A 10,517-nucleotide genomic window follows, 5' to 3' on the forward strand; every position below is an offset into this window, starting at 1 on the left:
AAGATGGGAAACGATCAACGCTCTGATGCCGAGGTGGTGTCGGCCGTTCTCGAAGGCGACACCGACCAGTTCGGCATCATGGTGGAAAGGTACGAGCGGCTCATGTACAGCTACCTGCTGTCCCAGGTCCGAAGTCTGCCCGAGGCTGAAGATATCGCCCAGGAGGCCTTCATCAAGGCGTTCCGGCACCTGTCTTCGTTTGATGCCTCGCGCAGGTTTTCCGCCTGGCTGCTGAAAATCGCCCGAAACGTCATGATCGACCGTTTCCGGAAACAGCGGAACGATCCTCCCATCGCCACCGTCCCGGAAGAATGCATCGCTCGAATGAATTCTCCTCTTCCCAGGAACGATCCGGCGTCCCATGCCGAGATGCACGAGGAGTTCCGGCGCACGTTCCGCGACATCCTCGACCTGCCGGAAGACCTTCGGACACCGCTCATGATGCGCATCCTCCAGGATCTCCCCTACGAGGAAATCGCCGACGTTCTCGACCTGCCCCTCCAGACCGTGAAAAACCGCATTTTCAAGGCGCGCCAGGCACTGCGCGGAAAGCGGGATGCAGAACATGTCATGTGAACGCGAAGAACTGCTGAGCAGATATATTGACGGAGACGTGACCGCCCAGGAATCCTCCGAAATCCGGCGGCATCTTTCCGCGTGCCGCGACTGTCAGGCAGCCTTCCACGAGATCCGGCAACGGGAAAAATCCCTCAAGGACGTCCTCCAGCCCGTGATCGAATCGATGCGCCTGCGCGATCTCGTCATGCGAAGAATCGCCGCCGAAGGCCTCCGGCCGGAACCCGCCGCTGCCGGCCGGCAAGTCCCGCCGGCCCGGGCATCCAGGCTCCTCGCCTACGCCGTTGCGTTCATGCTCGTCGTTGCCTGCGGCCTCATCTTCCACCTGAACGTACCCCGCGGTACGCAGGATAGCCAGCAACTCGACATGATCGTCGTGATGGGCCTGGGCGACCAGTCCTCCTTCGGGCGAAAGGTTCTGGCGCGCGGAAGCACCTGTTACGGTCAGCTCGGAGAGGGATTTCCCGTCCGGGGCCGGATGGCGATCTTCGTGAACGGCCAGCGAATCGCCCCGGTCGTTCTCGACGGAAGCGCGACGATCGTGCTCCGAACGGCCGCCATCGACTGGATTTCCGGCGAAGCCGTCGTCGAAACTCCTGCGGCGCCCGAGTTCACCCTGACCGTCGGTGATGACCGCATCAGAATGGCCGATGCCACCCTCGAGATCACCGGAACGGCGGCATCGAATGCCGTGCGACTCCGCCGGGGCACGGCGTTCCGCTTCCGGAGGGGGGGCTCTGAACCCCTCCCGCTCGCCGTTCCTGCTCCCCCCCAGACGCCCGAAATATCCACCGGCGTGGTGGTCGTCGCTTCTGAAACCGCTTCCGACTCCATTCACCGGCTGGCGCCCGCGGACGAAACGTCGCCCGTCGCCTCGCCGGCGGAACCTTCGCCCGATGCGTTCCACTCACACGCTCAGACTCCCGCGAGCGTTCAATCCACGCCAAGAGAAGACCCGGAACCCGTGATCAGCCCCTTTGGCGGCCGCCCGGTCACGAAGCTGGAGGGCGAATGACCAGCCTGACTCGCCGGCAACCCGGCTTTTCCATGCTCGAGATCCTCGTGGCTCTCGTCTTCGTGAGTTTTGCGTTCCTTCCCATCTACAACATGTTCCGGTTCGGCACGCGCGGCGTAGTCAGCAACGCGCGCGAAATAGAGGAAACGAACTATGCTTCCGACCTGATCAACTTCATGCGCGACCGGAAAGCCTCCGAACTCGACGCGATCGTCACCGAGCCCGCAGGCAAACTGAAGACGCTGAACAACGACAAGGAAATCATGGATTTTCTGAACAAGATGAGCAAGCCGCCAGGCTCGAAACCCGCCATTCCGCCGATCGAAAACAAGGAATACACGCGCAGCATGTCGATCACGAAATACAAGGCGACGAGCACGAAGCTCCTCGGCAAGCTGATGGACTATTTCAAGAAGCGGGGCGAGGTGCCGAACTATCTCGTCTCCGTCAGGGTTGCCCACGTTCGGGCGGGATCCGTGAACGCTGACGACGAGGTCGTTCTGTACACCATCGTCATGGATTGAAAGGCGATATGAAACGAAAACAGGGATTCACGCTGGTCGAGGTGATGGTCGTCGTGATCGTCGGCGCCCTCGTATCTGGCGTCCTTTACAAGATCATGGCCGGCACCTTCGGCACGTTTTCCAAAACCCAGATGAAACTGACGAACCTGAGGGCCGGCAGTATCCTGATGGAATATCTCAAGACCGACATCCGTCTTGCCACGCCCGATGCGCCGACGATCGAAAAATCCGGCGACGATCTGACCTTCAAATTCAACACGAAAAAAGACGGTTCCGTCATCCCCATCACCTACGAATACGAAAACGGTTCAGTCCGCAGGGCCGGCGATACGCGCGACCGCATCATCAGCCAGGCAAAGGTCGCAAGCTTCTCGATCACCGAGGAGTCGAACGATTTCGGGAAGTATCTGAACATCACGATCATCGTCGATGACGAACGCGATGACGCGAAGCGCACGACGTCGAGCCGCGAGAACAAGGTCACGCTCCGCGCGGCGCTGTTTCCAAAGTTTTTCAAAACGGCCGGCCAACTGGACGAAGCCGAAATCTACTGGAACGCTGCACGAACCAAGGGAACGACAGGAGGAAGCTCATGATGAACGTGAAACGGGAATGTCTGACCGGTGCTCTCATGCTGGTGCTGTTCGCATCGCTCGTCGGAACGTCGCCGGCCATCGCCGGAACGACCTACACCATGAAGGAAGGCGACACGCTCTGGGAACTCTCCGCCAAATATTACAATGATCCGACCCTGTACCCCGTATTCCTCGAGGTGAACAACATCGACAACCCCCGGATGATTCCGGTGGGTCGCGAAATCATCATTCCGTCCTTCGACGATATGAAGAAGGTCGCCCAGGAAGTCGACCCGGCGAAACGCAAGAGTCTCATCAGCAAGCTTTCCTCGAACGCCGGCTCGAGTTCGAGTTCGAGTTCGGAATCCAAGACCGGTTCCGGCTCGAAAAAAGAGCCCCTCAAGGACGAGGACGGCCGGGAACTGAAACCCGTCGACCCCAAGTCGGTTTCGATCCTGAAAATCCTGGGTGGGAAAAAAGTCGATCCGAAGAATATCAAGGACGACCAGGCCCCCGCAACATCGAACGAACGCTGATCTGGAGTTTTCTAGCCACATCGCCCCGCCGCACGAGCGGCGGGTTCCTTTTTGTCCGTCGTACCCTTGCGCCTCAGGTTCCTTGACAGGGTACGATTTCGTTCGTAGAATTGAAATATCCTTTTTCCGCCTCGTATGATGAGCTGATAAGAACGTAAGGAGTATTGATGATGAAACGGGGTTGGTTTATTGCTTCATTTGCAGCTTTTTTCACGGCATCGATGGTCTGCGCGGAGACCCCCAAGTCTCTCGTGAGATTCGACGGGCTCACCAGAAAGACCGTAGCTGAAATCGGCATGGCGGGATACGACGTGGCGAAGGCCGGTCCCACGTTCGCCGAAGTCGTCGTCGATGCGCAGGAATTGAAAACCCTGACGAAGAAGGCCGCATCGGTCAAGACCCTGATCCCCGACCTCGACGCCTATATCGCCTCCATCCTCAAGAAACAGAAAAAGGGCGCCGAATATTATACCTTCGAACGCATGACGTCCACCCTCCAGAGCTGGGCGGAAACGTATTCGTCGATCGCCCGCCTGGAGTCGATCGGCAAAAGCTGCGAAGGCCGCGATATCTGGGCCATGAAAGTCAGCGACAATCCCAACCTCGACGAAAAAGAACCCGCCGTCATCATCATGGGCGCGCATCATGCCCGCGAATGGATCTCGGTCGAGGTGCCGATGGCTGCCCTCAAGTTGTATCTCGAGTCCTACGGCAAGGACGAGAAGCTCACCCGCCTCGTGAACGAGCGCGAGGTTTGGTTCGTGCCGATGGTGAACCCCGACGGCGTCACCTTCTCGCAGCTCAAGTCGAAATACTGGCGCAAGAACCGCCGCAACAACGGCAACAATGTGTTCGGCGTCGATCTGAACCGCAACTACGGCTACCAGTGGGGAAACGTCGGCGCCAGCAACAGTCCGTCCGCCGATACGTATCACGGTACCGGCCCCTTCAGCGAGCCCGAGGCGCAGGCGGTCAAGGCTCTCTACGAGCGCGAACATTTCCAGGCCGGCGTCTCCTTCCACAGCTACTCCGAGCTGATTCTTTACCCGTTCGGATACGGCTACAACATCCCGTGTCCCGATGAGGCCACGCTCAACAAGCTCGCGAAGGAAATGTCCGCCTTCAACAAATACACGCCCCAGAACAGCGCCGAACTGTATCCCGCCATGGGCGATTCCGACGACTGGGCCTACGGCGACCAGAAGGCCCTTGCGTTCACGTTCGAACTCGCCAAAACCTTCATTCCTGCCCCAACGGAGATTGCTGGCATCAACAACCTGAATGTTCCCGCCTTGATGCACCTGATCGACAAGGCCGGAACCTACGCGATCACCACCCCCACCGGCAACGAGGAGTTGGCGGCCCATCTCGACCTGAACGACGCCCTCCAGGCGATCGCCGACGGTAACGCGATCCTGTCGGCCACGACCCAGGAATCCGCGAAACTCGCCGTCAGCGACAGGCTTCTCCGGGTCGGAAAGCGCGCCGCCGAGTTGGTCGCCGCCGACATGCTGAACGGGTCCGGCGCAGCGCTCGAAAAACTCGCTTCCGCACGCGGTGCCGGATACGTGTTGCCGCTGCTCAGGGCACGGATCAACTTCGAGATCGGCCATGGAGCGAAGATCGACGGTGAGATGCTCAGGAGACTCGAAGCCGTCCGCTGACCTCTTTACAACGAAAAAGTATGGTATACTGAGACCACCGAAAGGTGGTCTCTTTTTCTGGCATGACGACAGGCACGACGACATTATCGAATATCGCACTCTTCACCGGATACAGCCATATCGGCTCGTGTCGGGAATTCACCTGGATCCCGGGCGACGTGATCGGGAAGCAGCAGATGCCCTCCAGGTTCATCATCCGCGGCCTCAAGTGCGAGTATGACGTCGAGGCCCTGATGATTCGGAAAGACCTGTATCTTCGCACCGATTCCGGCAAGGAATACGTCGTCAACAACTTCCAGATTACAGACATCAACGACGTCGACAATATCATCGGTTTCGCAGAGAATTTCGCGCTTCTGTTCGAGAAGTTCCCCGAGATGAAAACCATGATCGAGGGCGAGAACGTTGCGATCACGAAACAGACCCAGGTGATGGCCTTCAAGGTCGTGTCGACCGTCGTGAACAGCGTCAGGGCCGGCCAGCCGATTGATTCGGGCGCCTCGAAGGAAGTGGCGAACGAGCTCGTCAACGAGATCATCCAGGCCCCGGACGCGATCGTGAATCTCGTCGACATCAAATCGTTCGACGATTACACCTTCACCCACAACATCAACGTCGCGACCCTCTCGATCCTGATCGGGCAGGTGATGCAGATCCCGAAACCCGACTTGCAGGAACTCGGCACCGGCGCGCTTCTTCACGACGTAGGGAAATTGAAGGTGTCGCTTGCCATCCTCAACAAGGACGGCAAGCTGACCGACGCCGAGTTTGCCGAGATGAAACGTCACCCCACCTACGGCTACGAGATCCTGTGCCGTTCCGGCGACATCTCGGAACGCTCCCGCATGGTCGCGCTGCAGCACCACGAAAAATTCAAGGGCGGCGGGTATCCCAAGTCCCTCAAGGGAAACGATATTTCGCTGTTCGCCCGCATCACCGCGATTGCCGACGTCTACGACGCCCTCACCACCGATCGACCCTACCGCGTCGCGATGACCCCCTACGACGCCATCAAGATCATCATGAGCGGCGTCGACACCCAGTTCGACCCCGAAGTCCTCAAGCATTTCATCAAGCGGTTCTCGCTGTATCCGAACGGCAGTCTCGTCAAACTCAATGACGGCTCGATCGGGATGGTTCTCAAGATCAACCAGAACGCCGTTCTCCGGCCGACGATCAAGATTCTCCGCGATGCGAAGGGCGTCCGGACGAAAGGCCGGGTCGAAGTCGATCTGATGGAAGAAAAGTCCCTGTTCATCGCCGGACCCGCGACGCAGGAAATGCTCAACGTGACTTCCCAGTCCCCTCAGCCGGCGCAGACGCCGGCGTAGCGCGGCACCAGAGGCTCGCCCCATGCGTTCGCATCTCGACACCTTCCGCGCGATCCGGGGCGGAGCCAATGGCATGGCCTGCAATATATATATAATATTATATATCGTGCTGCTGGTGTCGGGCGGCGGATTTTCCTCCGTAGCCCAGGAGCCGGAAACGGCGAGTTCCTCCGACGTCCTGGCCAATATCGACCGTTTTCTCTCCGAAGGACTCGAGGAAGAGGCGAGCGCCACGACCGGAGTTGCCGCCGGACCGGCCTCCTCAACGATGAAAGACACATACGCCGGCGAGTCTGCGACGGAAGGCAAAGCCGCGACCGAGTCGGCTCGGCCGGACGAGTCTGACGCTCCGGAAGGCTGGATGCCGCTTCCCGTGCTGCCGCCCGCCCCGCGGACGCCCGCCTCCGAGATCGGAAAGACCGTCCGGCCCGAAGGAGAAGGGACCCTCGAGGTCGTCGTGACGACCGTGCGCGAAAAAACGCCGCGACAGGTCTCGATCATGCCGGACCGCATCGAGCTCTGGGCGCAGGACCGCCTCCTCGCTTCCCTCGAAAACGGAGAGCCCGGCGTCGAGAATGCATTCCATCGCCGGACCTTCTCCTTCCCGCCGCTGACGCTTCCCGCCGGCTACTATTTCCTGACGATCCGAGGCTTTGCCGAAGGCTTCGTCACCCGCGAGCGCAAATGGAAAGGAAAAACCGTCCAGATCGGCATTCACGACGGAAAAACGACGAAGCTCCGGGAAGCCCTTTCCATGTTCGTATGGTAGAAGAAACGAACGATTTCACGATTCCTGGAACCCAGGACTCCCCGGCGAAGTCTAAGGATATCGAGGCCGGGGAAAACCTGGAGCGAGAGCTCATCCGGCGGGCCGCCGCAGGACATCGCCCCTCGTTCGACCGGCTTGCGGCCGGATACCATCAGGCCGTCTACAGGGTTGCCTATCGGTTCTTCAACGACAAAGAAGACGCATGCGATGCGACGCAGGAGGTGTTTCTCAAGGCATGGCGGTCGATCGGTTCGTTCGAGGGGAGGTCGAGCTTCAAGACGTGGCTTCTGCGGATTGCCGGCAATACCTGCATCTCCCTTTCGCAGTCGCGGGCCAGGCAGAAGAAATCGTTTCTCGAGTCGATCATCGACTGGTTTTCGAAACGCCCCGAAGACGATCCGGCCGACATCGTCGTCGAACAGGAATACCAGGCAGAACTCCGCCAGGCGATCGAGCGGAACATCGCCAAACTCCCCGAGGCCTATCGAATGCCCGTCATCCTGCGCGACTTGGAAGGGTATTCGCATGACCAGATCGCCGAAGTCCTCGACATCAGAGAGGGAACCGTCAAGTCGCGCATTAATCGCGGCCGCAGGCTGTTACAGGAAGCCCTGGAGCCGCTTCTTCGGCAGAGGAGCAGAACATGAAATGCACCCGGCTTGAGGATTGGTACGAAAAACACGGCGACGACCGCCCGGACGACTCGTTCCGGGACGTGATCGCCCATGCACGCGGCTGCCCCGAATGCGCCGCCGCCATGGCGAACCGGGCCTTTCTCCTCGAGACGATGCATGAGATGCCGGCCCCCGCGGCACCCCACGATCTCGCGGCGCGCATCGGCCAGTTTATCGACATCGAAGAGGGCGAACCCGACGATCCGGCATCCGCGCCCAACTTGCTCGATTCGTTCATCGAGGCCTGGTTGCGCCCCGTGCAAACGGCGCTCGTCGCAGCCTGCGTCGGGACCATCGTCTGGATCGGCATTGCAGACGTCCCCCGCCAGGCCCCGGCTCGATACCAGATCGCCCGGTTCTCCGGGGCATCCGAACGCCATCTCCCGGAACACCAGAGCATGGGGCGGGCTCCGGATGAACGCGGCAGGTCGACTTCCGCGGCGGGCCAGGCGCTTACGAAACTGAGTGAGGAAGACGTCGCAGCCTTCATGCGGAAGATGAACGAATACCGCCGAAGCCACCCCGAAATGGACGATCCCGAATCTCGCATGCCCGCCGGCATGCTCGCGGCCGACCGCTAAGCCGCTCAATCCCCTGTTCCGGAGGCTTTGATATACCATGAAATATCCGTTCCTTCTGCTCGCGATTCTGATCCTTTTCACCAGTCCGGTCCTGGCCGGGCCGGCGAACGAGCTGTTCGGCACCTCTCTCATCGCCGACATCGCGGAAAAGGTGAGCCCGGCCGTCGTTGCCATCGAATCGGTTCAATACGTCCGGCGCCGGAGCTTCGGCTCGGGAGACCCGTTTCTCGACCAATTCTTCGGCCATCTCTTCGAAGACGATTTCTCGGGCTTCAACAATGTCATCCCGCAGAAGGGCAACGGCTCCGGCGTCATCATCAGCGCCGACGGGCATCTGCTGACGAACGAGCACGTCATCGCGGGCGCGGACGAACTGCTCGTGAAGCTGAAAGACGGCCGGAAGGCGAAGGCACGCCTCATCGGCAAGGACGCGAAAAGCGACTTGGCCGTACTGAAGATAGACGGTGAATCCGCCCTTCCCTTCGCGCCTCTCGGCGACTCGGACAAACTGCGGGTGGGGGAGTGGGCCATCGCGATCGGCAACCCCTTCGGCCTCGGCATCACCGTCACCGCAGGAGTCATCTCGGCCCTCGACCGCGAGCTCGCCATAGATCGCAATCGCGGCTTCAAGAACCTCATTCAGACCGATGCCTCGATCAATCCCGGCAACTCGGGCGGCGCTCTCGTGAACGCGAAGGGCGAGGTGATCGGCATCAACACGGCGATCCTCCCGTACGGTCAGGGAATCGGGTTCGCGATTCCCGTCAGCTCGGCGCGGCGGATCATCGGCGACCTGATGGCGTTCGGAAAAGTCAAAAAGGTTTTCACGGGTCTTACGCTTCAGGAAATCAACGACAGATTGGCCGAACACCTGGAAATTCCCCGGAAAGGGGTGCTCGTCACCGAGGTGGCGCAAGGCTCGAATGCCGACGGCATCGGCATTTCCCCCGGCGACGTGATCGTTTCCGTGAACGGGAAGGAAATCGACGGCATCGGCGCGTTCAACGACCAGATTACCCGGTTCCGTGTCGGGGAGGCGGTCGAACTCGGCGTTCATCGAAAAGGGACGGTCAATATCGTCAAGCTCACCCTCAGCGAAATTCCGAGCAGCGGTAAGCGTGGGGCCGCGATGGCCGCAAAAAACCGCCTCGGCCTCGGACTTGCCGATCTGAACGGCGCAACGCGCGATGAGTTCGGCATCCAGGTCACGTCCGGCGTCGTCGTCACGGCGATCCGTTCCGGCAGTCTCGCCGAGGAAATAGGCCTCAGGCCCGGCGACGTCATTCAGACGATCAATCGCGTGCCCGTCACGTCGGCGGCAGAGTTGGATGCGATTCTGCGGCGGCTTCCCTCCGGGGGGCGCATCATCCTCGGCGTGATTCGGGGAACGGTCGGAAACCTCATTCTGATAGCCGTTCCATGACGGAATCGAATAATTTCCTCTCAATTGATTGACCGAATCAGCCGACCTTGGTAAGGTAATACTCGTCTGATTTTCATTGACGACAGCGGAAATATCCTATTATACTCACACTCGCAGCAGTAAGTCGTAGGCAGACAATCGGAGGAAGCCCGAATGCAATTGGCGGATGTTTTGCATGAAAAGATGGTGTTCCTGGATTTCAAGGCCGTCGGAAAAGACGAAGCGATCGATGCGTTCGTGAAGGCGATCGTCGATTCCGGCACGGTCGATGAACCGGCGGCTCTCAAGAGCGCCCTTCTCGAGCGTGAAAAGCTCGGCACCACCGGTGTCGGTGGGGGAATTGCCATCCCGCATGCGCGCTGCGGCGTGATCAAGGATCTTTCGGTCGCGTTTTTCCGGTCGCCCGAAGGCATCAATTTCGGCGCCATCGACGGGAAGCCGGTCAATCTGATTTTCCTTCTGCTTGCCCCGATCGCTTCGGGCGGCCCCTACCTGAAACTGCTTGCGAAGATTTCCCGGCTTCTGCGCGGAGACGAATTCCGCCAGGCCCTGATGGATGCCGACGGCCCCGCCGCGGTTCTCGAGATCATCCGGGATAATGAATGACCGTTTGACGCGACCCCGATCCGGCGCACACCGGGTCGGGGTTTGCTTTATATCCGCCGTTTTCTCCTGTCTGCTTCTTTCGGGCGAGACGTTGCAGGCCGCAGGGCGCGCGTCTTCCAGCGATTCGAAAAAACGCCAGGAAAAGACCGTCGCGAAGGAAAAAGAGGGCGATGCGGTTGACGCGGCCGAGACCGGTGAAGATCTGTTCCTTCGCGAGGGCAAGGAAAACCAGAAGTTCCTTCC

General features: G+C 59.8%; 13 protein-coding genes. All 13 read left to right on the plus strand.

The annotated features are described in order from the left end of the window. Positions 1-3: 3 nt before the first annotated feature. Positions 4-576, plus strand: coding sequence for a sigma-70 family RNA polymerase sigma factor (locus PLU72_16520; GenBank protein ID HOT29783.1), 573 nt, complete (start codon positions 4-6; stop codon positions 574-576). Then, the gene (locus PLU72_16525; GenBank protein ID HOT29784.1) at positions 566-1,591 is read left to right on the plus strand and encodes a zf-HC2 domain-containing protein; all 1,026 of its coding nucleotides are present in this window, start codon (positions 566-568) and stop codon (positions 1,589-1,591) included. The genes PLU72_16520 and PLU72_16525 overlap by 11 nt, the downstream gene beginning before the upstream one ends. Continuing rightward, positions 1,588-2,115: a hypothetical protein gene (locus PLU72_16530; protein ID HOT29785.1), complete on the plus strand. Its 528-nt coding sequence runs from the start codon at positions 1,588-1,590 to the stop codon at positions 2,113-2,115. Before PLU72_16525 ends, PLU72_16530 begins: the two co-directional genes overlap by 4 nt. Positions 2,116-2,123: 8 nt before the next feature. Beyond that, complete coding sequence (locus PLU72_16535) at positions 2,124-2,711, plus strand: prepilin-type N-terminal cleavage/methylation domain-containing protein (protein ID HOT29786.1); 588 nt, start codon at positions 2,124-2,126, stop codon at positions 2,709-2,711. Further along, positions 2,708-3,226, plus strand: coding sequence for a LysM domain-containing protein (locus PLU72_16540; protein ID HOT29787.1), 519 nt, complete (start codon positions 2,708-2,710; stop codon positions 3,224-3,226). Before PLU72_16535 ends, PLU72_16540 begins: the two co-directional genes overlap by 4 nt. A gap of 167 nt (positions 3,227-3,393) precedes the next feature. Next, the gene (locus tag PLU72_16545; GenBank protein HOT29788.1) at positions 3,394-4,890 is read left to right on the plus strand and encodes a M14 family metallopeptidase; all 1,497 of its coding nucleotides are present in this window, start codon (positions 3,394-3,396) and stop codon (positions 4,888-4,890) included. Positions 4,891-4,952: 62 nt separating this feature from the next. Then, a complete protein-coding gene (locus tag PLU72_16550; GenBank protein HOT29789.1) occupies positions 4,953-6,221 on the plus strand; it encodes an HD-GYP domain-containing protein in 1,269 nt (422 codons plus the stop codon). A gap of 22 nt (positions 6,222-6,243) precedes the next feature. Continuing rightward, a complete protein-coding gene (locus PLU72_16555; protein HOT29790.1) occupies positions 6,244-6,990 on the plus strand; it encodes a hypothetical protein in 747 nt (248 codons plus the stop codon). Beyond that, positions 6,984-7,637 carry a sigma-70 family RNA polymerase sigma factor gene (locus PLU72_16560; protein HOT29791.1) on the plus strand — a complete coding sequence of 218 codons (654 nt, stop codon included), beginning with the start codon at positions 6,984-6,986 and terminating at the stop codon, positions 7,635-7,637. The genes PLU72_16555 and PLU72_16560 overlap by 7 nt, the downstream gene beginning before the upstream one ends. Next, positions 7,634-8,245, plus strand: coding sequence for a hypothetical protein (locus tag PLU72_16565; protein ID HOT29792.1), 612 nt, complete (start codon positions 7,634-7,636; stop codon positions 8,243-8,245). Before PLU72_16560 ends, PLU72_16565 begins: the two co-directional genes overlap by 4 nt. A 37-nt stretch (positions 8,246-8,282) precedes the next feature. Then, positions 8,283-9,668 carry a Do family serine endopeptidase gene (locus tag PLU72_16570; GenBank protein ID HOT29793.1) on the plus strand — a complete coding sequence of 462 codons (1,386 nt, stop codon included), beginning with the start codon at positions 8,283-8,285 and terminating at the stop codon, positions 9,666-9,668. A gap of 153 nt (positions 9,669-9,821) precedes the next feature. Continuing rightward, the gene (locus PLU72_16575) at positions 9,822-10,274 is read left to right on the plus strand and encodes a fructose PTS transporter subunit IIA (GenBank protein HOT29794.1); all 453 of its coding nucleotides are present in this window, start codon (positions 9,822-9,824) and stop codon (positions 10,272-10,274) included. Positions 10,275-10,278: 4 nt separating this feature from the next. Continuing rightward, on the plus strand, positions 10,279-10,517 hold a 239-nt coding region (locus PLU72_16580; protein ID HOT29795.1), incomplete at its 3' end, for a hypothetical protein.

It is taken from the genome of Candidatus Ozemobacteraceae bacterium (genome assembly GCA_035373905.1).
GTDB lineage: Bacteria > Muiribacteriota > Ozemobacteria > Ozemobacterales > Ozemobacteraceae > MWAR01.

Excerpts from the sequence above, each read along its gene's own strand:
- PLU72_16520 (HOT29783.1), top strand. The coding sequence starts at position 4 with ATGGGAAACGATCAACGCTCTGATGCCGAGGTGGTGTCGGCCGTTCTC.
- PLU72_16525 (HOT29784.1), top strand. The coding sequence starts at position 566 with ATGTCATGTGAACGCGAAGAACTGCTGAGCAGATATATTGACGGAGAC.
- PLU72_16530 (HOT29785.1), top strand. The coding sequence starts at position 1,588 with ATGACCAGCCTGACTCGCCGGCAACCCGGCTTTTCCATGCTCGAGATC.
- PLU72_16535 (HOT29786.1), top strand. The coding sequence starts at position 2,124 with ATGAAACGAAAACAGGGATTCACGCTGGTCGAGGTGATGGTCGTCGTG.
- PLU72_16540 (HOT29787.1), top strand. The coding sequence starts at position 2,708 with ATGATGAACGTGAAACGGGAATGTCTGACCGGTGCTCTCATGCTGGTG.
- PLU72_16545 (HOT29788.1), top strand. The coding sequence starts at position 3,394 with ATGATGAAACGGGGTTGGTTTATTGCTTCATTTGCAGCTTTTTTCACG.
- PLU72_16550 (HOT29789.1), top strand. The coding sequence starts at position 4,953 with ATGACGACAGGCACGACGACATTATCGAATATCGCACTCTTCACCGGA.
- PLU72_16555 (HOT29790.1), top strand. The coding sequence starts at position 6,244 with ATGCGTTCGCATCTCGACACCTTCCGCGCGATCCGGGGCGGAGCCAAT.
- PLU72_16560 (HOT29791.1), top strand. The coding sequence starts at position 6,984 with ATGGTAGAAGAAACGAACGATTTCACGATTCCTGGAACCCAGGACTCC.
- PLU72_16565 (HOT29792.1), top strand. The coding sequence starts at position 7,634 with ATGAAATGCACCCGGCTTGAGGATTGGTACGAAAAACACGGCGACGAC.
- PLU72_16570 (HOT29793.1), top strand. The coding sequence starts at position 8,283 with ATGAAATATCCGTTCCTTCTGCTCGCGATTCTGATCCTTTTCACCAGT.
- PLU72_16575 (HOT29794.1), top strand. The coding sequence starts at position 9,822 with ATGCAATTGGCGGATGTTTTGCATGAAAAGATGGTGTTCCTGGATTTC.